Source organism: Polynucleobacter acidiphobus (assembly GCF_003065385.1).
In the GTDB taxonomy this organism is placed as follows: Bacteria; Pseudomonadota; Gammaproteobacteria; order Burkholderiales; family Burkholderiaceae; genus Polynucleobacter; species Polynucleobacter acidiphobus.
In genome coordinates this window covers 389,407-412,694 of sequence record NZ_CP023277.1, presented here as the reverse complement: position 1 = coordinate 412,694, position 23,288 = coordinate 389,407, and the positions used below count along the sequence as shown (strand labels likewise).

Genomic DNA, 23,288 nt, shown 5'->3' with positions numbered 1-23,288 from the left:
GCATGTCTAAATCCTTACGGCTTGAGTCTATTGCATGCGTGCGCGGAGGTCGCACTTTATTTGAAGATCTCCGCCTTGAAATCAAACCAGGGTCTATTCTGCGCATTTCTGGGGATAATGGTTCAGGTAAATCAAGCCTTCTGCGCATTCTTTGCGGCCTACTATCACCCCATGCTGGTCAGGTATTTTGGGGGTCGGATCCAATCACTGAGGACCGCGATCAATTTCATGGTGAGCTGATATATCTTGGGCATATCCCCGCCCTAAAGCCAGACTTCAGCGCGCTCGAGAATCTCCTGTCATTGGCATTGTTAGGCGGACAATTGATTTCCGATGAAGAGGCTATGCAGGCTCTTCGTGAAGCGGGCTTAGAACGCCAAGCCCATCGTTTTATTCGCACCTTATCGCAAGGTCAAAAGCAACGCATCGCGCTCAGTCGCTTGCGTCTTCCTCAAGCAAAAACAATTTGGGTTTTGGATGAGCCATTCAATGCCTTGGATCGAGAGGCCAACCTTGCCCTACAAAGCCTATTAATCAACCATGTTAATCATGGAGGGATCGTGGCACTTAGCAGTCATCAAGATTTACAGATCGATGGCGACCCTTGTGTGATTCGGTTGGAGCTATGAGTCAAAGCGCTTCCGGATTTGCAATCTTCCAAGGCGTGATTGCGCGCGACCTGCGACTCGCTCTACGACGCAAAAGCGATAGCCTTGCGGTCCTCATCTTCTTTGCCGTAGTAGCCAGTCTTTTTCCTTTAGGTATTGGACCAGAGCAAAACTTGTTGATGCAAATTGCGCCAGGGATGCTTTGGATTGCTGCCTTGCTGGCGGCCATGCTCTCGCTTCACAAAATATTTTCAGAGGACTTTATCGATGGGTCTTTAGATCAAATTGCTCTAACCGCCCTACCCTTGCCACTGGTGGTGCTTGCCAAAACCATTGCGCATTGGATGAGCAGTGGTCTATTGCTTGCCCTCATCTCACCAATCCTTGCCTTGCAATTTAATTTACCGATGGATACGGTCGGTGTTTTGTTTTTATCCCTTCTACTGGGAACGCCTCTATTGAGCCTAATCGGTTCTATTGGTGCCGGCTTAACTCTAGCAAGTCGCGGGGGCGGGACCCTGTTGGCTCTGATCATTTTGCCCTTAGTAACTCCTGTACTCATTTTTGGAGCCGGGGCGGTCGAGTCTTACCAGAGTGGTCTTGGGGTTGCGGCCCACTTTTCTTTACTTGGCGCCATGCTCGCCATCGCATTATTTTTAGCCCCCTTTGCCAGTGCCGCTAGCATTCGGATTGCCTTGGAATAAAAGACGGTCGCACGCAATCGACTTACAATACTTTTTAGTTTATTAATCTGTTGGGTTTTATCACTTTGTCTTTACTCAATCTAAATTGGTTTAAGTATGCAGCCCCCCAACGTTTTTATGGGCTTGCTGGATCGCTAATCCCTTGGTTTGTGGTGAGCGGCGTGATCCTGACCATCATTGGTTTAGTGATCGGCTTAGGTATTGCCCCCACCGATCATCAGCAGGGTGACTCGTATCGCATCATTTTTATCCATGTTCCGGCAGCGTGGATGTCGATGCTGATTTATCTGGTCATGGCATTTTGGGCAGCAATTGGTCTCATTTTTAATGCTCGCTTGGCCAGTATGCTGGCACTCTCCCTAGCGCCCACCGGAGCCATCATGACCTTCATTGCGCTGTGGACCGGTGCCGTTTGGGGTAAACCAACCTGGGGTACCTGGTGGGTCTGGGATGCTCGCCTCACCTCAGAGCTCGTGTTACTTTTTCTGTATTTTGGCTTCTTATCGCTCCATGCCTCGATTGAAGATGTGCGCAAGGCCGACCGTAGCGCAGCATTGTTAGCCATTGTGGGGGTGATCAACGTCCCCATTATTTACTTCTCGGTGAAATGGTGGAATACCCTCCATCAGGGGGCGTCTGTCAGCTTGACCAAGGCGCCAACCATGGCTACTCAGATGCTCACGGGCATGCTGATCATGGTTTTTGCTTTTTGGATGTATTCGATTGCGGTTGCCCTGTATCGGTGTCGGAATCTAATTCTTGAACGTGAGCGCCATGCCGACTGGGTCAAGGAGGTTCTGTAATGTTTTATTGGTCCAGCTTCTCCGACTTTCTTCACATGGGTGGCTACGCCCTCTTTGTTTGGGGGTCTTATCTGGTCACCATTTTGGCACTAGTCATTGAGATAGCCCTGCTGCGAAGAAGGAATAAGACCCTTCGAAAAACCCTAATTTCTGAAATTCGCGAGTCCCAAAGAAATTAGGCAAAATAGGGGGTTATGAAACCCCGTACAAAGCGCGGTCTTGCGATCGCTGGTGGTCTGGCCTCATTAGGCGTTGCAGCCTACTTGGTATTACAGACTTTCCAAAGTAATTTAGTGTTCTTCTTTAGTCCATCTCAGGTCTATGCCAATGAGGCACCAAAGAACAAACTATTCCGCATTGGCGGCTTGGTTAAGGAAGGTAGCATTGCACGCGATCCTGGCGGTTTGAAGGTGAACTTTATCGTGACCGATACTGCACATGATGTCCCCGTCCAATACGAAGGTCTTTTGCCGGATTTATTTAAGGAAGGCAAAGGAGTGGTTGCTCAAGGTCAGCTCGATCAAAACGGAATCTTTCAGGCAAAGCAAGTGCTTGCTAAACATGATGAGAACTATATGCCACCTGAAGCCGCCGAGGCTCTAGAAAAAGCCAAATCAAAGGATCCTCAAGCCGCACCCACTCTGAAAGAGTATGGGGGTAAAAAATGATTGCTGAAATCGGCCAATACGCGATGATCTTGGCGCTGGTAACTGCGCTGATCCTCTCAGTGTTTCCAATGGTGGGCGCCCAGAGTAATCGCCCCCATCTGATGGCCATTGCCAGGCCTGCTTCTTGGGCCCTCTTTATCTGGGTCGCAATTGCCTTCGTTTGCCTCACAGTGAACTTTATTCAAAATGATTTCAGTGTGTTGTACGTGGCACAAAACTCTAATTCCAATTTGCCCTTGATTTATCGAATCTGCGCTGTCTGGGGTGGTCATGAGGGCTCCATCTTGCTATGGGCATTAATGTTGGCGGCCTGGACCTTAGCTGTGGCCGTTTTCTCGAAACACTTACCAGACAAAATGATTGCGCGCATTCTGGCCGTGTTGGGTATTTTGAGCGTGGGTGTTTTGCTATTTACCATCCTGACCTCTAACCCCTTTGATCGGCTCTTTCCACCAGCGCCCGAAGGACGTGATCTAAATCCCTTATTACAAGACCCTGGGATGATTATTCATCCGCCATTTTTATACATGGGTTATGTGGGCTCAGCCGTTGCCTTTGCATTCGCAATTGCTGCGCTTTTATCTGGTCGACTCGATGCTGCCTGGGCACGTTGGTCACGCCCTTGGGTTACCACCGCCTGGTGCTTCTTAACGATTGGTATTGCGCTTGGAAGCGCTTGGGCATATTACGAACTCGGCTGGGGTGGCTGGTGGTTCTGGGACCCCGTTGAGAATGCTTCCTTTATGCCATGGCTCGTCGGTACTGCATTGATGCACTCGCTTGCCGTTACTGAAAAACGAGGTGGCTTCAAAATGTGGACCGCCCTTTTGGCGATTTTGGCTTTCTCACTATCGCTCTTAGGAACCTTCTTGGTTCGCTCGGGTGTGATCACTTCGGTTCATGCCTTTGCCACCGATCCTGAGCGTGGTGTATTTATTCTGGGCTTTTTAGGTCTAATCGTTGGTGGCTCATTATTGCTATTTGCATGGAGAGCCCCAAAAGCCAATATCGGGGGTAACTTTGAGACCGTCTCTCGCGAAGGTATGCTTCTCGTCAACAATGTTCTCTTATTGGTTGCCGCCGCCGCAGTATTGCTAGGCACCCTCTATCCCCTGATCTTAGATGCCTTAAATCTTGGCAAGATCTCAGTGGGCGAACCTTACTTTGAGGCAGTATTCGTGCCGCTCATGACGCCTGCATTATTTTTAATGGGGGTTGGTCCAATTGCACGCTGGCGCCAATCACCCCCAATCGAACTGGCAACTAAATTGAAGTGGGCACTTGCAGCCAGCGCCATCTCCGCGATTATTGCCCCCCTCGTGTTGCGATCCTGGACTCCCATGATTGGCTTTGGGCTATTAATTGCCGCCTGGATTATTAGCTCTGGAGTTAGTCAATTAATTGATCGTGCTCGAATTAATCCCACGAAAACCTGGTGGCAAAACCTACGGATTCAGCCGGCTGGTTATTACGGCATGCTAGTAGCGCACTTTGGGGTAGCGGTATTTATCATCGGCGTTACTGCAGTGCGCGGCTTCGAAACCGAGCAAGATGTTCGTATGCAAATTGGTAGCGTATCGCAGTCAGGTGGCTACGACTTCAAGATGGTTGGCTTAAAAACCATCAATGGTCCTAACTATGCCGCCATTCAGGGGCAATTTGATGTCAGCAAGAATGGCAAGCCAGTAACTAGCTTGTTCCCCGAGAAACGGATTTACACCGCAAGCCAAATGCCCATGACTGAGGCTGCGATTGATTCTGGTCTGACACGCGACCTATACGTGTCCCTAGGGGAGCCAATTAATGAAAGTGAATGGAGTGTGCGGATCTATCACAAACCATTTGTTGATTGGATCTGGGGCGGATGCTTCCTCATGGCTCTCGGTGGCTTCCTAGCAATTACCGATCGTCGTTATCGCAAGAAAGAGGCGTGAGATGCGGCGTTACCTGCTTCCCTTCGCCATCTTTTTAGTTCTACTGATTTTTTTAGGAATCGGCTTACAACTGAAGCCGCGTGAGGTGCCCTCGCCGTTTATTGGTAAACCTGCTCCGATGTTTAACTTACCTGTGCTTGGTAAAGAGCAAACAAGTTTTTCTCCTGATCAGATGAAGGGGCAGGTATGGGTTTTGAATGTGTGGGCCTCGTGGTGTGCAGCATGTCGGGATGAACATCCTTTGCTGGTTGACTTTGCAAAAACCCAAAGTACGCCCCTCATTGGACTTGACTACAAAGATAAGCCTGAGGCGGCGCAAGCGTGGCTCAAGCAATTTGGCGACCCATATCAACTCTCGGTATCAGACATTAAGGGTCAAGTCGGAATTGATTATGGGGTTTATGGGGTTCCCGAAACCTTTGTGATCGATCGCTCTGGCGTGATTCGCCTCAAACACATCGGGCCACTTACCAAAGATGCGATTGAGAAAAAAATTATCCCCTTGATTTCCAGCCTCCAATCATGAAATACCTGTCTATTCTTTTGACTGGACTCTTGTTTAGCTTTGCTATTCCCGGTAGCGGATTTGCGCAAAATAATACAGCTCCCACGGTCTCTGACAATCCAGTTCTAGAAAAGAAGGTTTTAGAGCTTGCCAATGAATTGCGTTGCCTGGTCTGTCAAAATCAAACAATTGCGGAATCGAATGCTGATCTCGCAGTGGATCTGAAAAACCAGGTTCGCCAACAACTGAGTGAGGGGCGCTCAAAACAAGAAATTTTAAAGTACATGACCGAGCGCTATGGGGACTTTGTACTGTATAAACCGCCCTTCAATGCATCCACCTTAATGCTTTGGGTTGGTCCATTCTTGCTGATGCTGCTTGGTCTCATCTTATTGGTTCGCCAGATTAAGCAACGCAAACAAGAGTTGTCCCAAGAAACGTTTTCAGCAGAAGACATTGAGCGCGCCAGACAACTGCTAGACCGCAAACTAGGAAACCAGTAATGACTCTTTTCATCCTGATTGCTGTATTGATGACCGTGGTTGCAGTTTTGCTCATCATTATTCCGTTTCGCAAAAGTAAGCTCAATCCAGAAAAAATTAGCCTTGAGCAAGACGAAAATATTGCCATTCTTCGAAATCAATTGCGTCAATTTGAACTAGATCACCAAGAAGGTCGCATCACCCAAGAGCAATTGCACGACTCGCGCCTTGACATTGAAAAACGCTTACTCCAAGAAGAGCGAGCGATCGCGGCCGATCAACTTGTTTTAGATGGCGAGTTACATCAACGCAAGAAAAAATGGTCGACCATTTTCATTGCCACCATACTACCCATTGGGGCGATTGTTTTATACCTCTTGGTCGGGTCCCCATTGGCCCTGTACTTGCCAGAGGCCAATCAAGGCCAACCGCAACTGACGCAACAAGATATTGAGGGGATGGTTGAGCGTTTAGCGCAACGGCTCGAGAAGGAGCCCAATAACGCTGAGGGCTGGCAAATGCTGGGTCGCTCATATGCTGCATTAAACCGGATGGCAGAGGCTCGGGCGGCTTATAAAAAGGCATTGGAACTCAACCCCAATAATGCCCAACTCTTAGTGGACTATGCTGATCTCTTGGCGTTTGAGAATAAGAGCATTAAAGGTGAGCCGATGCGCCTGGTACAAAAAGCACTGCAGATCGACCCCAATAATCTCAAAGCACTTGCCCTGGGAGGCACCGCTTATTTTGAAATGGGTGACTACAAAAAGGCAGAAGAATATTGGGCCAAAGCAAAAGGCTTAGTTCCTGCTGATAGCGAGTTTGCACGTGGCATGGATGAAAACATTGCTGCAGCCCGCGCTGAGGCGGGCCAACAGAAAAAGAAATAGAAACTAGCCCAAAACTAACACTGGCAATTTGGTGTGCACGATCACTGCGTGGGTTTCACTGCCGAGCATAATCCCTTTGAGACCAGTATTTTTATGGGATGCCATCACAATCACATCGCCCTTTGATTTCTTGGCGGCTTCAATAATTCCTTCGTACAAATTGACATGGAAAACATGGCGGGTATCAATCACTAATCCTTTGCCTAGTTTTTCAGCAGATTTAGCCAACACTTTTTTTGCAAAGGCCTCGCAGGTCTTTTTATGCTCAGTATCGGTAAAAACAACACCCATGGTGCTATCGGCATAAGCGATTGGTGGCAATGGATCCGATACATATACTAGGGTGACTTTAGCAGCATCCGCCCTTGCTAACTCAGCCACTTTCTTTAAGGATTTCATACTGACATCGCTGCCATCAACGGGTACGATTAAATTCTGAAACATAGAGACCTCCAACGAAGTAATTGAACGATTTATACTGGAACTACTATGTTAAGTCTGATTGACGTTCGGTGCGGCTGGTTCTGACCAAAATGCTCAAGTATTTAATCCCCTACCTTGCCTTCCTGCTTTGCCTCTTAGTGATTGATTTAATTTGGTTATTAGGAATTGCTAAAGGCCTGTATCGCAGTGAAATGGGCACCCTCATGTCCCCCAATCCCAATCTGATGGCCGCTTTAGGCTTTTATTTGTTGTACGGACTTGGAGCCCTAATTTTTGTGATTTATCCCGCCCTACAAAAACAAGTGTGGCTTGATGCACTCATTTATGGTGCGCTTTTTGGACTCTTTTGCTACATGACCTATAACCTCACCAATCTAGCCGTGATTCGTGATTTTCCAAGTAAGCTTGCTCTGATTGATATCGCCTGGGGCAGTATTCTGACAGCATCATGCTCACTGTTGGCCTATGGGATTACTCAGTGGTTAGGGAATTGGTTTAAAGCCTAAAAACCCACAATGGCTTTCTTTCGACCAGCCATCCTTGATTCGTTTAGCGAATATTCGCGTCAACAGTTCTCACAGGATATATTGGCTGGTATCACGGTAGGAGTGATTGCACTGCCACTAGCAATGGCGTTTGCAATTGCCAGCGGCTTGAATCCCGAAGCTGGAATCTTTGCCGCCATCATTGGGGGATTGATTGTTGCCCTATTTGGCGGTACTAAAGTACAAATTGCGGGGCCTGCTGGTGCCTTTATCGTCATTGTTTATGCCATTGTTGATCGGTATGGGGTTGCCAATCTCTTATTAGCCACTACCATCTCGGGCGTTTTTTTATTTCTGATGGGACTGTTTCGCCTAGGAACTCTAGTTCGCTTTATTCCGATCGCCGTAATTGTTGGCTTTACGAATGGCATTGCAGTTCTCATCATCCTCTCGCAAATTAAAGATTTCTTTGGTTTGCAAATTCCGCAATTGCCATCGCAATTCGTTAGCATGGTACAAACACTCATTGATCTGGCTAGTACCTGGAACCCAGCGACGCTGGCTCTGTCACTATCAAGTCTGATCTTTCTGATTCTATGGCGACTGTTTAATAAGCGCCTCGGCAAGCTGGGGATGATTCCAGGAACCATTTGGGTTCTGGTACTCGCAACTTTGGTGACCACCATCTTTTCGTTACCAGTGGAGACGATTGGCACTCGATTTGGAGGGATTCCGTCTGGCCTTCCCAGCCCTCAATGGCAAGGAATTACTTGGGAGAGCGCTCAATTGGTGATTGCCCCAGCGATGACCCTGGCACTATTAGGTGCTATTGAATCCCTTCTCTGCGCTCGCATTGCTGATGGCTTAACGCATGAGCGCCATCGTCCCAATCAAGAACTCATGGGCCAAGGGATTGCTAACTTTTTCATGCCTTTCTTTGGTGGGATGCCGGTTACTGGCACCATTGCCCGCACAGTCACCAATATTGAATCTGGGGCCAGAACCCCAATCTCAGCGATTGTTCATTCGGTGACTCTACTGCTCATCATCGTATTGGCAGCACCGTTGGCAAAAAATATTCCCTTGGCCTGCTTGGCCGCCATCCTCATTTTTATTGCCTGGAACATGGGGGATTGGAAAAAGTTCATCGATGTCCAACAATTTCGTCTGCCCTACCGCATCACCATGATCAGTGTCTTTTTACTCACAGTCACAGTGGATTTAACGGTTGCCGTGCAAGTGGGATTAATCTTGGCATTTGTAACCTTTGTCTATCGGATTTCCAGTCTCTCACGCATTGAAAACGCACCCATCGCTGACTTTCCATTTCTTGAGGGTCAAGAGGATAAGGTAGCGGCGTATCGCATTTATGGCGCCCTCTTTTTTGGAGCCATTCAGCTACTTGAGAAAATCGAGCAGCGGCTTCCCCAATGTGCAGTGATATTGGATTTTAAGAATGTAATTTACATGGATGCGACTGGGATGGATAGTTTGATGGAGTTCATACACCATTGCCAAACCCAGGGTGTATCGGTCTATATCTGCGGCTTAAATCATCAAACCCATGATATTGCGCTGCGTTCTGGCCTCTATGACAAGATGAGTTCGGAGTATTTCTGCCATGACCTCGCTGGTGGACTTCAAAAAGCCAGAAATGCCTTCTTGATGTCTTAGCGGACCCAGCCCTTGCGACGCTCATAGATCACAAATAACACTCCCCAAACGACGATCGAAGCATAAGCCCAGATCCAAGAAACTCGATCGGACTGAGATCCAGTGAGATCAAGTACAAAGCCAAAAATGGCTGGGCCCAATAATCCACCCCCAAAACCCATGAGTGAGTGCAAGCCCATTGCCGCTCCCTTGAGCTTCTCGTCAGCGCTTGTCACCAGCCCTGCGGTCAGCGTAGCAGAATCCGCCATGATGAAAATAGCATGGCCAATCGCCAGTGCCAAAATAATCCAACTGGCATGCCCCATGGAGTAAGCGAGAGCAACCCCAAAAATAGCACTGGTGATCATCACGATACACACCCATTGTTGGCGACCCACCTTTAAGGCAAGCTCGTTACCCAAAATCGAGGCAGGCACCCCAAAGAAATTAATCACTCCAGCAAGTGTCGTAGCCGCCAGAATAAATTGCTCGCCCGAGAGCTGGGTACTAAGGATAAAAAAGGCAACCAACCAACTGCGCGAGGCAAAGAGCTCAAGTGAATGAACGGTATATCCGAGGATGTATCCTGAGGCATTGCGATTTTGCAAAACTTGTTGCCACTTCCGAATCGGAAAAATATTGCGCCAATCGATGGTAATTTTTTCTTGCCAGTGAGAATGACGTATTGGCTGAATCAACACCAACACGATCAGGAGGGAGCATGCTGGGCCCAAAGCGACCCAACGGTAAACATGATGCCAATCACCCAGATCGAGGATCCACCCTGAGATGACGTAGGAGAGGCCCGTGCCAACCCCAAAGAACGCCGTATAAAACGCAATATGACGGGTGATTTCCCCTTGGATAGCTCGATCGGAAAGGATTTTGAGACCTGGCATATAGGTAGCTGCCAACCCAGCGCCGCTCACCATCATACAAGCGCAAGCGCTGATAAAGCCACTAGCGATAAAGCCCATTCCCAATTGACCCGCAATCGCTAACAAACTTCCGGTCATATAAATACGCCGAGCATCCATCTGATCGGTTAGCGCCGTGGCAAATGGTACTACTGCGATATATCCAACAAAGAATGCACTAGCAATTAGACCGGATTCAAAATTAGAGAGGCCCCACTCGCCTTGCAAAGTGGTCAGGGTCACGGCGTATGCAGCAAAGCCTAATAGAGCACCGACCTGGGCTACCAACATCCATGGTGTATTCCCTTTCAGAATGCTCATAATGATTTATTGCTGATCTTGCCGGTGTGGTGGCTCTTGAAAACCGTTACGCCGAAAGGTAATCACCAAGGTGTCTCGATAGCCATGGGTTCCGATCGGTTGAATTGGTGTGGTCTCATGAATCATCTTCGCATCATTCAAAACTAAGGCTGTCCAAGAATCCTGTAAGGTAAACCGCAAACCAATCGAGCCTTGTGCTTCAAAAATACGGGTCTCCCCGCCTTTGACACCCACTCGATCCACCAAAATCACCACAACATAGTCGACACCGTCGCGATGCGCCCCTTCAGGTGTAGGGCGTCCAATACCATCGCTGGTATCGATCCGAAAAGGATGGGCTTCAACATACCATCTTGGAGATGCAGGAAATAATTGCGAGATCCCCAACATTAATTGTTGCCAAGTAGAGTTGTTCTGCAATTCGGGCTCTATGGGCTCAAACCAACGCTCGATCCCGCCATGCAGAGCGTTGTAATCAACTGATTGCCAATGGGCACGATGGGGTACTAATTCAAGAGCTCCTTGATGAATCCAATAGCTAGCATGGCGACGAAAGCGATAACGCCCGCCATCCTTTAAATACGGATCACGCGGCAGATTATTCCAATAGGTCTTCAAGGTCTCCAGATCCTTGAAAGAGACCCTCACTAATTGGCTTAGGCTATCGGGGGATATCACCGCATAGCCGCGCTCTTGCAAGGAAAGCTGGAGTTGATCAAAAGGGGTAAATGGGGGCGCTAACATTGAAATCTTATTTTGCCTGTTTTAACTGATCACGTACTAAAGCAATATGCGAACGGAGATCATAGAGTTCTTTTGACTGAATTAGGGATACATTGAGTCGCTCAATGCGTTTCTCAAGGTCATTTAGCTCAGTCAATAAATCATCTGCATTTCTTGAGGAGGTAAAGCGCTTTTCAATATTCTTCAAGACCTTATACAGTCGACCCAGTCGAATCCTCAAGCTTAGGTTCAAAATCGCAGGCAGATAGGCAAAAATGGGAAATAAAATGATGAGCAACGGGATCAAAATCTTGATGACGCGCTCAAGCCATACCGCACCCCAAAAAGGCAGATGTCGATAGAAAAATGAAGGGCCGTCTTTTAAGAAAATCTCTGCGTCTAAATCCATAGGAAAATCCAAGCCTTTACTGGAAGGAAACTCACCGGGTTTTTGCAAGCGCGAGTAATTGCGCAATATGTCATAGGAAGCACCTAGCAAAAGACTCACCGTTGCAGGATTGATATTCGAATGTGCTACTAAGGTTGCCGTAGGCGCGATCACATGGATATCTTCTTTTGGTAAATCATGCGCAATACTCACAATCCCCCTTGGGATATCAACCCGCTTGAGAAAAGGCAGAACACGGGTGTATGCCTCTGCTTGATCAAAGTCCATTAGGCGAATACCCGGTAATTGATAGAAATCTTTCAAGAGGGGTGCCTCGCCCGCTAGAACAATCATGGCAACGTCAATCCCCCCTTTACGTAGCTGTGAAATCGCCTCGTCGGGATTGAGGGTTAATAAATGAAGTTGCGTGGGCTCAATATCATTGAGTTTGAGAATCGCCCGGGAGAGTAAATTGGTGCCACTCCCCTCATTACCAATGGATACTTTTTTTCCTTTGAGTTGACTGAGTTGCTGCAAAGATCCCCCATCTTTGGCAAACGTTTCTGGTCGATACCAAACCCAGAGAGGTTCGTAGAAGAGCCCTGCCAATGCAGTGAGCTTTGGGTAGCGACTAGGGTCGCCCACCCCACTCTGAATAATCGCTAAATCGACACCCGATTTGGGATCCGCCATTAGTGCTAAGTTATCCGCACTGCCGCCCGTATTCTGAATCCGTAAAGTGATCTTTTGTTTCGCGAGCTCTGCTTGAAGTTGCTTGGCAAACTGATGGTAGAGCCCCTCCGGAAAACCAGTAGCAATCGTCAGCGTCTTGGGAGGCCCGGGTAATATCAGCCAGATCGTCAAAAAGATGCTGGCAATGATCGCGATAAATGCCGTCACCAAGTAGGCAGGTCGAGAGGCGATCTGATACAAAAGGTTCATGGCTTTATCATTCTATTTTTAACCATTATGCCCTGATTAAACCCATGCCAACGAACTCAAATCCCCTGCGTGTTGCTCTTGTTACCGGTGCTGGAACTGGTATTGGTAAGGCCGCTGCCAAAGCCCTGCTATCCGATGGATTCTCGGTCGTGCTTACTGGGCGCAATCTAGAACGTTTGCAAAAAGCAATTGACGATATTGGTGGCAATGACAGCAACTGCCTAGCCGTAGTCTGCGATGTGGGCAAGCCCGACGAGGTCAAGACTTTGTTCGCAACACTCAAAGCCAAGTTTGGTCGCATTGATGTGTTATTTAACAATGCAGGAATGGGCGCACCAGCCATTCCCATGGATGAACTGAGTTATGAGCAGTGGATGAATGTCGTCAACAGTAATCTGTGTGGCGCCTTCTTATGTGCGCAAGAGGCTATGCGGATGATGAAAGCCCAGTCACCCCAAGGTGGTCGCATTATTAATAATGGCTCGATTTCAGCCCATGCGCCAAGACCTAATACTGCACCCTATACCGCGACCAAACATGCAATTACCGGCCTAACTAAATCCATCGCCCTTGATGGCAGGCCATTTAATATTAACTGCGGTCAAATTGATATTGGCAATGCCGCCACCGAGATGACCGAGCGCATGGCCAATGGCATTATGCAGGCCGACGGCTCGATCAAAGTCGAGCCGCGGATGGATGTCGATCATGTTGGGCAGGCTGTTTTACAGATGGCCAAACTGCCGCCCGAAAGCAATATCTTGTTCATGACCATCATGGCAAGCAAGATGCCATTTGTTGGTCGCGGTTAGCCGTCTACCGATAGCCTGCCTGATCCAAGATACGCTGCGCTGCGACTTGATTGCGGCCGATGGCAGCGATCGAGACCTTTTCAACCTGATAGGGTCCTAAGGCCTTTAGGGCTGGATTATCAACCCGAACCGATGCCACTACGGGCCACTCGTTATTGCCATCAGCAAAGTAGATTTGAGCCGCGTCGCTAGCCAGGTACTCCAAAAACTTCACAGCGGCTTGAGGATTAGGCGCATTCTTGGCCACCCCACCTCCTGAGATATTGATGTGCACACCACCCGCATTTTGATTGGGCCAAATATGACCCACTTTAGCAACCACCACAATATCCTCAGGCTTGGTTGAGCGCATGAGGCGCGCTAAGTAGTAGGAGTTAGTTAAAGCAACGGCACACTCACCCGATGCGACAGCGCGGATTTGATCCGTATCACCACCTTTGGGTGCACGCGCCATATTGGCAACCATACCTTTAGCCCACTTCTCAGTAGCCGCAGTGCCATCACGCTCAATCAGGGCGCCAACCAATGACAACATGTAGGGGTGCGAACCGGAACGAGTGCACACCTTACCTTTATTAATTGGGTCAGCTAATTTCTCATAAGTATTCACATCGCCGGGTTTAATGCGATCTTTGTTGTACACAATAATGCGCGCCCGAGTTGAAAATCCAAACCAGGTGGTTCCATCTGCATCAGCCTTGGCCCGCAGGTTGGCTGGTATGCGCTGATCCAATACCTTGGACTGAATCGGCTTAAACATGCCATTGACCTGAGCACGCCACAATCGTGCTGCGTCAACAAGCAAGATCACATCGGCTGGGCTTTTAGCGCCCTCACTATTTAAGCGCTCAAGCAAGGCGTTGTCATCCGCCTCAATCCGATTAATCTTAATGCCGGTACTTTTTGTGAAGTTAGCGTAGAGCGATTCATCGGTTTGATAATGACGCGCGGAGTACAAATTAAGAACCGTATTTGGCTCAGCAGCATGGCTAGGTAGTGCACTAATTGCAAAACCCAAACCAAATATGAGGGATACCTTCTTGATTGAAGATGTGAAGCCTGAGCAAATTCCTTGCATGTCAAACCATTCCTGTCCGTGATTACAAAGATTGCATTGTAATACGAATGAGAATGATTATCAATAATATTGATACTTATGTGGTTTTTAACGTTTCTGAGCGATAGCCCTTGATAACAAGATCACCGGTAAAAGTCCAACCAAAACAATGCTTAAGGCAGGTAAAGCTAATTCAGCCAGACGCTCATCGGCTGCTAATTGATAGGTAGCGACCGCCAAGGTGTCTAAGTTAAATGGTCGCAATAATAAGGTGGCTGGTAGCTCTTTCATGACATCCACAAACACAAATAACAGAGCCGTTAAAACACTACGTCTTAGTAATGGCAAATGAATCCGCCAAATCATCTCCAGCGGTTTAGCGCCCAAGAGCGCAGCGGTGCCATCCATCGCTGGGGTAATACGGGTTAGCCCGGTCTCAATGCTTTGCAAGCCTGCAGATAAAAAGCGAATGAGATAGGCATAGACCAAGATACCAACGCTTACCGACATCAACCAAGCAATATCCAATAAGCCCAACAGAGACAAAATACCAACACCCAAAACTGCTCCAGGCAAAGCATAGCCAACCGTGAGTAAGCGATTGACTCCTTGCAGAGTTTTACTTTGGGTCAGGCGTGCGGCATACGCTAAAAAGAGTGCGCAGAGTACAGCCAATATCGCAGTGAACGCGGATAAGCTTAAGGAATTTTTTAACCACCCCCAATAGCGCGGATCAGCCTCTAGCCCCTGCTCGCTTAGAAGATCAAATAAAACTGCCATTGGCAAAACAAATGCAAAAAATAGGGTTAAGGCGCAGAATAAAAATGCGTAGAGCGCGTGCGGACCGACTAAGCGCTTTGGGATCGCAGGTCGGGTATTAGTGTTGGTGAGGGCATAGCGTTGCCTGGCTCGATTGTGACGCTCCCAATAAAATACGATCAAGACAAAACTTAAGAGCATGAGGGATAGATGAACTGCAGCACTGCGATCACCAAACGATAACCAAGCCTTAAAAATGCCGGTCGCAAAGGTTTGCAAGCCAAAGTACGATACTGCTCCAAAATCGGCTAAGACCTCCATCAATGCCAACGCAATACCAGTAAAAATTGCGGGTCTAGCCATAGGCAATACCAGCTTCATGAATGCTTGCACACTGGTGTATCCCAGGGTCTCGGCAACCTCCATAAATCGTGCGCTGCGATCTAAAAAAGAGGTACGAGCCACTAAGTAAACGTATGGATATAAACACATGGAGAAGGTCCATATCGCCCCACCTAAGGAGCGCGGATCGGGCAATGCCCATGAAAGACCTAAGTTCTCACGTAACATGGTTTGCACAGGACCAGCATGCTGTAAGAAATCGACAAACAAATAGGCCATCACATAGGCAGGAACTGCGAGTGGCAAGATCAAGGCCCATTCAAAGATGGCCTTTCCTGGAAATTGATAGTTCGCCACTAACCACGCATTTCCAACGCCCAATACAAAGACGCCGATACCGACACCTAAACACAGCAGGATCGTCGTGACAATGTAATCCGTCAGCACATAGTTCCAGAGATGGGTTAGCGTACGCTCGGCGACTATCCCATCAGATGCGATGGGGCTAGGTTGCCCTAATAGAGCCGCTAAGATCAGTCCCAGAATCGGGAGACTGAGAGCGAGGGCTAAAAGAATGGAGCTAGTGCGCATCAACTGCGGTGAAGGATCAAATAGATGGGTAGGTTGTGGTGTTTTTATGAATTTTTATGATTCAATGCGAAAATTATAGGGATGAATTCCAATCCAGCCCTGATTTCCCTTGAAAACATAGCCATTGAGTTTCCAAAGCAGGAAGGCTCAGGCGTGATTCGTATTGTCAATGGCTTGAGTTTCCAACTCCCCAAAGGGGATATTGCCTGTCTTTTGGGCCCCTCTGGCTGTGGCAAATCTACGGTTCTACGCGCCATTTGCGGCTTTGAGTCTGTGCAAGCAGGAGAAATCAAGATTTATGGCAAAACGGTGAGCTCACCCGGTATTCGAATTCCACCAGCGGAACGTAAAGTTGGTATGGTTTTTCAAGACTTTGCCCTCTTCCCACATCTGAGTGTTCTTGAGAATGTCATGTTTGGACTCCGCACCGGTTCAGCCGCAGAGCGTGAACGTATTGGGATGCTCTGGTTAGAACGCGTCGCACTCGCTGATAAAGCAAGTGCTTATCCGCATGAGCTCTCAGGCGGACAACAGCAACGTGTGGCACTGGCACGTGCCATGGCGCCCGAACCCGATCTCATCTTGCTCGATGAGCCCTTCTCTAACTTGGATATTGATTTACGAGAACGTTTGGCGAGTGAGATGCGCGATATCCTCAAGGCCAATGGAGTCACTGCCCTTCTCGTGACACACGATCAATTTGAGGCGTTTGCGATTGCGGATCATATTGGGGTGATGAATGAGGGGAAAATTATTCAGTGGGATACACCCTATGACCTTTATCACAAGCCTAATACGCGTTATGTCGCTGAGTTCATTGGTCGCGGTGTATTTATCAAAGGCAAAACCCACGATGGGGGAGCTGTTGAAATTGAACTGGGGCAGTTACAATTAGATCCTGGCGAGGAACTGAGTCCTGGAAAACAGATTGATGTACTCTTACGCGCCGATGATATTCAGCATGATGATGAAAGCCCCATGCAAGCCGAGGTGGTACGTAAAGCATTTCGAGGTGCTGATTTTTTATACACTCTCAAACTGAGCTCAGGCCAAGAGGTGTTTGCATTCGTCCCCAGCCACCATAACCATGCGATTGGTGAAAAGATTGGGATTCGCTTAGGCGCTGATCACGTAGTGACATTTAAAAACTAAGCAACTACTCCGTTGGGGTTGGCGCTGTGTTTTGATTGGGCTTATTGCCAATTGATAGCAGGATTGCAATCCCAATTAACACCACGGCAATCCCTGCAAGTTGCAAGGCACTCACCGGCTCACTCAGGAAATACCACCCTAAAAATGCCGTCCCTACTGGGCCAATGGTGCCTGCCTGAGCGGTCAAACTTGAACCAATGCGGTTAACGGCCATCATGATAAAGAGCATGGGCATGAAGGTGCAGAACAATGCATTGATCAAAGCAAAGTAATACACCTCGGGCTGCTGCACAAAGAGTTGGTCTGCCCCTAGGACGAGAGACTGAATACAAGTTGCGACGGTGGCTGATGCACTTGCAAGCGCAACTAGTCGGATACTGCCCACGCGGCCGACTAACTCACCAGCAAAAATCAAATAGATGGAATAAACCACAGCTGCTAGAAATACCAAAATACTTCCCAAGACGACTGCGCTCTGGTTATTGAGCTCGATATCATGCATAAATACCATCATGATTCCTAAATAAGCAACCGCCATTGCCGAATATTGCCTGCGATCAATCTCTTTTTTGAGAAAGAATTTGGAAAGCACCAACACAATCGCTGGGGTCAAATATAAAATCACACGCTCTAATCCTGCAGAGATGTAATGCAATCCCAGAAAATCCAGATAACTTGATAAAAAGTATCCCAATAAGCCAATCGCACAAACTTTGGTTACATCTCTCCTAAGGAGTGGCTGTGGTGATGTGGCTCGTTGGTTCCACCAAACTGCTAGCCAAAAGATGGGCAGTGAAAATACCATGCGCAAGGTCAGGACGACATCCGCAGTCGCACCATATTGGTAGGAAAATTTCACCACAATCGCTTTAGCAGCAAATAAGATAGCGCCCAAACTCGCAAGAATCATTGAGAGATAAAAACCGGACTGCACTAGCAATACCTAAGAGTGAACAATTACTCTTCCCATGGAAAACGTTGGCGTGATAACTCTTCCATGATCTCTCGCTTACTCATGGTGGGCTTGGGTTCAGACTTAATCTCAGGCTTGGCTTGGCTTAAGGATTGATCTTCTTCCTTTGCTTGATCAATTGAATTTGTATTATTTGGTTCAGAAGGAATCATGATGCTGAAATTGTAAAGCTATATCCGCAAGATACTATTAATCAAAAAGTAAACGCCCAGCTTATTACGGCTACGCCGTCGGTTTCAGGAAGAAATCAATCGCCAACGCAACTACTGGTGGCTCGATACGGTGCGGGCCTCTGAATTCTAAAGAAGTTACGTCATAACCTGCGGCTTTAAGTTTGGTTACGTGGGGACGTGCACTAGTTTCAATTGACAGTTGCTCATCCTCCAAACCGTGGGCGATGAAAATACGGGGTGCGCCATTTTGCTGAAGGACTGACATAAAGCCTCCAGAAAATACGATCACATGACTAACAACGTCGCCATTGGTCAAACCCACTGACAGCGCATAGCTGCCTCCGTCTGAAAACCCAGCAAATCCCAAGTGGGATGGATTAATAGAAAAACGTGAGGCCACTTCGCGCAATGCTTTGTCTAGCCGCTCTAGATCTGGGCCATTACCGCCCACCACTAAGTCCCAAGTCGGAAACTGAGACTGCGGCAGCAGAAGTAAAAAGCCATGCTGACGCGCATGCTCGATCAAAAATGGCAGCACCTTATCAGCGCTGCCACCAGCACCATGAAACATCACAAGCAGAGCGACTGAAACTCCAGGTTGCAGGCCTTCAGGCACGATCAATACAGCATCGCGCTCGCTAGCAATACCTAGGTTGTGACGACCAGCGGGCAAAGCTTCCCTGTCGGGCACAGCGCCTGGTCGAAAACTGAGTCGGCCCAGTAGCAAATCACCCAGGAGAGACGTGTCAAACGTTGCCATCTTAGACAGATTTGCTGATGCTGCGAAAGGCCGCGCACTGCGCAAATGCTTCTTCGTTCAGTAACAAATTCCTACCCTTGCAGAATTTGAGCGTCAGCTTGAGCAACTCCTTAATATCGCGGCCGCTGGCAGCTGGGTAAGTTACTATCAAGCGCTCAACTAGTTCATCAGACAGCTCGGTGTTGAACTGCTGCGCGAGCGATTTCCATAGTTGTTTCGCCTGCTCTTGTGTCGGTGTCTCGAACTGGATGATAGCAATGCAGCGCGATAGGACAGCGTCATCAATATCCGCTACGCGGTTGGTGGTCATGAACAGCAAACCGTTGAAGTACTCCAGGGTCCGCAGAAACTCGGCCACGATAGCGTTATGGTCAAGATCATTGTCGCGGCGGCGAATGTAGACGTCAGCCTCGTCGAGTAATAGCACCGAATCCCAGCGCGCCGCGCGCCGCAGGATTTTCGAAAGGTTAGCCTCCACTGAGCTTGCCGTCACCCCGAGTTGACCAGAATGTACCCGGTATAACGGTTTCTCCACGACTTCAGCATAGACCTCTGCTGTCAGCGTCTTGCCAAGACCAGGCGCGCCTTTACACAGAATGGTTGTGCCGCCTGACTTACCCTCGACAATGTCTTCCATTAAGAAGTTACGATTAGCGGTCAAGATATCAATCAAGTCGCGATGAGCATTTGGCAGAACGAGCTTGTCACGTAATTCTGGCTTATAACGATAGGCCTTCACATTTTGCACATGCGCCCATATGCTGCGGTGATAATCCAGGTGAAATAAGTAAAGATAGCAATGCTGGGGGATTCTCTCAAAACCCTCGCTGATACCGCTTTCGCGCCAGAAGCTTGCTTCGGCGGTGGTATCAAAGTGGCGTTCCAGTAACTCTTCGTCATTAACGCAGCGAGCAGTTGTGCCCGCCTGCAGCCGCACGCATTCGAGTTGTGGGCGATGTCCCTCGCTAGACATCCAGACGGTACCAGAAACAACAAACTGCGCACCAAACTTCGGCTGCATCTGCATGAAACGCTTTAAATGTGTCTCGTGTTCGTTCTTGAATTCCACACATTCTTTGAAGTATCCATAACCCGTCATCAATTCGGGAATCGTGCGATCTTGAATATCTTCGGCATAAAAGGTAATGCTGTTTGTCATGCCGGTACGCCTTAGCCTTGGATCGGTAATCGGCTCACGTTCTGCGGCCTGCAAGGTATTGGCTAGAAGGCCGATGATGACGTAAGCTGCGCCATCGACAGGCTGTACATAGCGCATAGAATGGACCAACCAGGGCAGTAACACGCCATCTTTGCCGAACCTATAAAGCCATCCATCGATCATGTCGCGTGACAGCCAAGCGATCAGACCGGGAATCAGATGCTCTAAGCTGGGGATTTTTCGGGCAGCCGGCGCGGCGTGGATATTGTCTAACGCAATCATTTGGAACATCAGTTCACGCTCGTTGGCTGTACGGCTCAGACTGTAGAGTGCGTTCAATGAGGTAGCGTCGAAAAGACGGCTGGATACCACACGTTTGCCACGGGAAAGGCCGTACTCGCCGAGCCGCCTAGCAAGCAATGAATCCTGATCGATCATTCTAAGTAGGGAATTGGCCAGAGTTTCTGGTATTTCGAATTCCATGTGTTCTTTTTACTCTCTTACTCTTCTACTCATTGAATAAATCATAAAAAGCTGGGTCTGAAACATGATTGACTGCAGTCAATGTGAGCCAAAATAGGGTCCATTCTAGGCATGATGCGATCCAAAGTAACACTCAAAAGACAAAACCCCCAGGATTGATGATGAGGGTTTTGATTTCTGGTGGGCCCACCAGGACTTGAACCTGGGACCAAAGGATTATGAGCACAGATATCCATAGCAGACCTCTATGATATCAAGAGGTTACGTCGCCTAAGGATCGGTGTGTGAGCAAATGTGCAAGCAAATTCATGGATTTAAAGGAAGTGGCCTCTCCAGCTTTGGTTTTCGAAACCAAAGGATTTTTGGAGCAACCATCTTCGACTTCGCTGCTCCAAAGTGGATTTACCTACAAGACCTTTAGATGCTGACTAATTCGATTTAATAGATCAGAAAAATTTGGCTGGCCTTTGTAATATAGGCTAGCTACTTTTTGATATTCCGATTCAAACAACTTTCGGTCTTCCGAATCACTTAGAAGAAAAGCTGGGTTTTGAGAAATATTTAAGTTATCGGACTTGGAAAAACGCTCTACCTTCCTAGTTTGATACCTATCAGTCTTAATAAATTCCAATACTGATGAGCAATCCAAGAGGCAATATACGTCGTAGTAATGCCTTAGGAAGTTCTTGGGAAATCCTTTGCCATCTTTGTATTGACGATACTTCGTAGAGATGGTTTGCAATTTTTCTACAAAAGTATATTCAGGCAAGTAACACGAGACATTTTTGGCTCTATTGTCATCAATGTTTTTGGCATACTTAATCGCATGATCGTATGCCCACGATGAAATATCTACCGGCTGATTGGGTGCCGTATCGTCAAAGCCTAACTCTAATAAAACACCATCCTTTAAACCACCTAACGATGGCATTATTGATTGGTAATTTAAGCGGATCCCACCACTGCGCATTTTTTCTGAGTCATCAAATGCATGATCTCGCACAACATCTTGTATACCATGAATCTTCAGTTCACCGGCCACCCAATCGTAAAAGTCAGATCGAGATTTTATGTGCGCTTCTTTATCTTGATTTTTGCCAGTCTTAACATCCATGCCTACTGGCGGCTCAATGCGGATATCAATATCTTCGGAAAAGCGATAAATTAATTCAAACCCCTTGGATAATGAAGTTCCGCCCTTTAATTCAAATGTAAATCCTTGTTGCTGCAATCCCCAAAGGCAATGCATGATCCAATAATCCTTTTCAACCAATGTGGGATCAATACCCATATTGTCTGATATAGAAGCAATCAGATCTTTGAAATCCTTATGTTCATGCAAAAGCACTATGTACTCGCTCTCTGCGTATTGCGCAACCAAGATGAAACCCGCTTCTTCGTTCTTCCCGCCCCATAAGCGCTAACTGTTTTTTGCAATTTAGAAGTTTCAAACTTATTTAACTGCTTCTCTGCCTTAGCCAATACATCATCTTTATTCTCGGCAAGCGAATCTAGGTTATTCAGTAGATCCACCAATAAGAATTCTTTATCCAGCTTTTTTGGAAAGCGCGGTTTTACCCGAAATTCAAAACTTCTATTACCCAATTTAAAGACGCCATGGCGTTTATGGTTGTACACCACAGTTTTGTTATAGAGCTGGGTTGTTCCTAGCCCCAAGGAGTTGTAGCTATTAGGTGAAAGTAACAAAAAGTTCTCGTCTTTTAAAAAAGCTTCTACTAGCTCATCGTCTTTTGGAGGCACCCTGCCAAAAGTGGAGGACTTAGGTGCGTAATACAGCCCTTGCGCCAGCTTTTCTAAATCACCCGCATCAACCAATTGTTTTAAATGGCGGTCAACCGCATTGGAGTCTCCTAAAAGATCCTCTCTTCTATAAACATGACCCTTCTTTAGACGCGAGAGAAGTCTCCCCAATGCGCTATCGCGTAATTCAGGCGAAGTATTTAAGGGGGGTTTTGCAGGCTCTTTTTGCATGATTTTTTAATGAAATTTCATGCATAATAGCATAGGTAAGCAATCTTAACAAGCGTTACTTAAAGTAACGCTCTCTGGCTCGTCAGCTTTATGGATTACGATTTAGGGTGCTTTGATTTGGAATCGAATAAGGTGCAAGCCTTAGACAATCCATTTGGTCCCAAAGTGCTTGGCGTGTGAACGGTAAAAAGTGTAAACCATGTGCTCGGTACGAACTGTAAAGGATGTGATCAGTACGTACCTTTTGTTTTCTGGTGGGCCCACCAGGACTTGAACCTGGGACCAAAGGATTATGCTTACTACTACAGTTTTCACTGCCCGTTTCCGGTTTGTAGTCTGGACTGTCTCTTGTCATTACGACCTACCCGTACAGTCTCTACACCTTCTAACTATTGCTAGTTAGCTTGGCTCGGGATCGCCACGCTGTTATGCAGAGGTTTCCCCGAATTTGAGTAGTTCTACATACAAGCAGAGTGAACTTGCTCGCATGCAACCCATTGGCGGTAAACCATGACATTTTGCAATGCTTTAGGTTTACCACCCTTAAGTCCTCTGCTCTAACCAACTG

The 23,288-nt window shown here is 47.6% G+C and carries 25 protein-coding genes; 13 read left to right on the top strand and 12 right to left on the bottom strand.

Going from position 1 to position 23,288, the window contains the following annotated elements; translation table 11 throughout:
* The first annotated feature begins 2 nt into the window (after positions 1–2).
* The 9 genes from ccmA to ccmI all read left to right on the top strand — a co-directional run bounded on the left by ccmA (position 3) and on the right by ccmI (position 6,594).
* Complete coding sequence (gene ccmA, locus AOC32_RS02220; protein WP_108507931.1) at positions 3–629, top strand: cytochrome c biogenesis heme-transporting ATPase CcmA; 627 nt, start codon at positions 3–5, stop codon at positions 627–629.
* Positions 626–1,312 (top strand): heme exporter protein CcmB, encoded by a 687-nt coding sequence (ccmB, locus tag AOC32_RS02215; protein WP_199908514.1) that lies wholly within the window; start codon positions 626–628, stop codon positions 1,310–1,312. The genes ccmA and ccmB overlap by 4 nt, the downstream gene beginning before the upstream one ends.
* A 65-nt stretch (positions 1,313–1,377) precedes the next feature.
* Entirely contained in the window at positions 1,378–2,115 is a 738-nt protein-coding gene (gene ccmC, locus AOC32_RS02210) for a heme ABC transporter permease CcmC (protein WP_108507930.1), read from the top strand.
* Positions 2,115–2,294, top strand: coding sequence for a heme exporter protein CcmD (ccmD, locus tag AOC32_RS02205; protein ID WP_108507929.1), 180 nt, complete (start codon positions 2,115–2,117; stop codon positions 2,292–2,294). Before ccmC ends, ccmD begins: the two co-directional genes overlap by 1 nt.
* Positions 2,295–2,309: 15 nt before the next feature.
* Positions 2,310–2,783 carry a cytochrome c maturation protein CcmE gene (gene ccmE / locus AOC32_RS02200; RefSeq protein ID WP_108507928.1) on the top strand — a complete coding sequence of 158 codons (474 nt, stop codon included), beginning with the start codon at positions 2,310–2,312 and terminating at the stop codon, positions 2,781–2,783.
* The gene (locus AOC32_RS02195) at positions 2,780–4,717 is read left to right on the top strand and encodes a heme lyase CcmF/NrfE family subunit (protein ID WP_108507927.1); all 1,938 of its coding nucleotides are present in this window, start codon (positions 2,780–2,782) and stop codon (positions 4,715–4,717) included. Before ccmE ends, AOC32_RS02195 begins: the two co-directional genes overlap by 4 nt.
* A gap of 1 nt (position 4,718) precedes the next feature.
* Positions 4,719–5,243, top strand: a complete 525-nt coding sequence (locus AOC32_RS02190) for a DsbE family thiol:disulfide interchange protein (RefSeq protein WP_108507926.1) — start codon at positions 4,719–4,721, stop codon at positions 5,241–5,243.
* On the top strand, positions 5,240–5,725 hold the full coding sequence (locus AOC32_RS02185; protein WP_108507925.1) for a cytochrome c-type biogenesis protein: 486 nt from the start codon (positions 5,240–5,242) through the stop codon (positions 5,723–5,725). The genes AOC32_RS02190 and AOC32_RS02185 overlap by 4 nt, the downstream gene beginning before the upstream one ends.
* On the top strand, positions 5,725–6,594 hold the full coding sequence (gene ccmI, locus AOC32_RS02180; RefSeq protein WP_108507924.1) for a c-type cytochrome biogenesis protein CcmI: 870 nt from the start codon (positions 5,725–5,727) through the stop codon (positions 6,592–6,594). Before AOC32_RS02185 ends, ccmI begins: the two co-directional genes overlap by 1 nt.
* Positions 6,595–6,597: 3 nt before the next feature.
* Here the strand turns inward: ccmI and AOC32_RS02175 are convergent, their stop codons facing one another.
* Positions 6,598–7,038 carry a universal stress protein gene (locus AOC32_RS02175; protein WP_108507923.1) on the bottom strand — a complete coding sequence of 147 codons (441 nt, stop codon included), beginning with the start codon at positions 7,036–7,038 and terminating at the stop codon, positions 6,598–6,600.
* Between the two features lie 68 nt (positions 7,039–7,106).
* On the opposite strand from AOC32_RS02175, the gene AOC32_RS02170 reads away from it, so the two are divergent.
* Together AOC32_RS02170 and AOC32_RS02165 are read left to right on the top strand one after the other, a co-directional pair.
* On the top strand, positions 7,107–7,544 hold the full coding sequence (locus AOC32_RS02170; protein WP_234409779.1) for a DUF2177 family protein: 438 nt from the start codon (positions 7,107–7,109) through the stop codon (positions 7,542–7,544).
* 9 nt (positions 7,545–7,553) lie between these two features.
* On the top strand, positions 7,554–9,197 hold the full coding sequence (locus AOC32_RS02165; RefSeq protein WP_108507921.1) for a SulP family inorganic anion transporter: 1,644 nt from the start codon (positions 7,554–7,556) through the stop codon (positions 9,195–9,197).
* On the opposite strand, the gene AOC32_RS02160 is transcribed toward AOC32_RS02165, so the two are convergent.
* Genes AOC32_RS02160 through AOC32_RS02150 form a run of 3 tightly spaced genes read right to left on the bottom strand, consistent with a single transcriptional unit; the run spans position 9,194 to position 12,467 of the window.
* Positions 9,194–10,414, bottom strand: a complete 1,221-nt coding sequence (locus AOC32_RS02160; protein WP_108507920.1) for an MFS transporter — start codon at positions 10,412–10,414, stop codon at positions 9,194–9,196. The two genes, AOC32_RS02165 and AOC32_RS02160, sit on opposite strands and share 4 nt — an antisense overlap.
* A gap of 6 nt (positions 10,415–10,420) precedes the next feature.
* Complete coding sequence (locus AOC32_RS02155; RefSeq protein WP_108507919.1) at positions 10,421–11,158, bottom strand: 2OG-Fe dioxygenase family protein; 738 nt, start codon at positions 11,156–11,158, stop codon at positions 10,421–10,423.
* Positions 11,159–11,165: 7 nt separating this feature from the next.
* Positions 11,166–12,467, bottom strand: a complete 1,302-nt coding sequence (locus AOC32_RS02150) for a TAXI family TRAP transporter solute-binding subunit (RefSeq protein WP_108507918.1) — start codon at positions 12,465–12,467, stop codon at positions 11,166–11,168.
* Positions 12,468–12,511: 44 nt separating this feature from the next.
* Between AOC32_RS02150 and AOC32_RS02145 the strand changes: the two genes are divergently transcribed.
* The gene (locus AOC32_RS02145; RefSeq protein WP_108507917.1) at positions 12,512–13,279 is read left to right on the top strand and encodes an SDR family oxidoreductase; all 768 of its coding nucleotides are present in this window, start codon (positions 12,512–12,514) and stop codon (positions 13,277–13,279) included.
* A 4-nt stretch (positions 13,280–13,283) separates the two neighbouring features.
* Here the strand turns inward: AOC32_RS02145 and AOC32_RS02140 are convergent, their stop codons facing one another.
* Together AOC32_RS02140 and AOC32_RS02135 are read right to left on the bottom strand one after the other, a co-directional pair.
* On the bottom strand, positions 13,284–14,357 hold the full coding sequence (locus AOC32_RS02140) for an extracellular solute-binding protein (protein WP_108507916.1): 1,074 nt from the start codon (positions 14,355–14,357) through the stop codon (positions 13,284–13,286).
* 87 nt (positions 14,358–14,444) lie between these two features.
* On the bottom strand, positions 14,445–16,028 hold the full coding sequence (locus AOC32_RS02135; protein WP_108507915.1) for an ABC transporter permease: 1,584 nt from the start codon (positions 16,026–16,028) through the stop codon (positions 14,445–14,447).
* 81 nt (positions 16,029–16,109) lie between these two features.
* On the opposite strand from AOC32_RS02135, the gene AOC32_RS02130 reads away from it, so the two are divergent.
* A complete protein-coding gene (locus AOC32_RS02130) occupies positions 16,110–17,180 on the top strand; it encodes an ABC transporter ATP-binding protein (protein WP_108507914.1) in 1,071 nt (356 codons plus the stop codon).
* 4 nt (positions 17,181–17,184) lie between these two features.
* On the opposite strand, the gene AOC32_RS02125 is transcribed toward AOC32_RS02130, so the two are convergent.
* The 6 genes from AOC32_RS02125 to AOC32_RS09835 all read right to left on the bottom strand — a co-directional run bounded on the left by AOC32_RS02125 (position 17,185) and on the right by AOC32_RS09835 (position 22,720).
* Positions 17,185–18,090, bottom strand: a complete 906-nt coding sequence (locus tag AOC32_RS02125; protein WP_108507913.1) for a DMT family transporter — start codon at positions 18,088–18,090, stop codon at positions 17,185–17,187.
* A gap of 47 nt (positions 18,091–18,137) precedes the next feature.
* A complete protein-coding gene (locus tag AOC32_RS09725) occupies positions 18,138–18,305 on the bottom strand; it encodes a hypothetical protein (RefSeq protein WP_159074879.1) in 168 nt (55 codons plus the stop codon).
* 70 nt (positions 18,306–18,375) lie between these two features.
* Positions 18,376–19,086 (bottom strand): alpha/beta hydrolase, encoded by a 711-nt coding sequence (locus tag AOC32_RS02120; protein ID WP_108507912.1) that lies wholly within the window; start codon positions 19,084–19,086, stop codon positions 18,376–18,378.
* A 1-nt stretch (position 19,087) separates the two neighbouring features.
* A complete protein-coding gene (locus AOC32_RS02115; RefSeq protein ID WP_108507911.1) occupies positions 19,088–20,728 on the bottom strand; it encodes an ATP-binding protein in 1,641 nt (546 codons plus the stop codon).
* A 406-nt stretch (positions 20,729–21,134) separates the two neighbouring features.
* A complete protein-coding gene (locus tag AOC32_RS02110) occupies positions 21,135–22,109 on the bottom strand; it encodes a nucleotidyl transferase AbiEii/AbiGii toxin family protein (RefSeq protein WP_234409778.1) in 975 nt (324 codons plus the stop codon).
* A complete protein-coding gene (locus tag AOC32_RS09835) occupies positions 22,076–22,720 on the bottom strand; it encodes a DUF6088 family protein (RefSeq protein ID WP_234409777.1) in 645 nt (214 codons plus the stop codon). The genes AOC32_RS02110 and AOC32_RS09835 overlap by 34 nt, the downstream gene beginning before the upstream one ends.
* Positions 22,721–23,288: the final 568 nt, after the last annotated feature.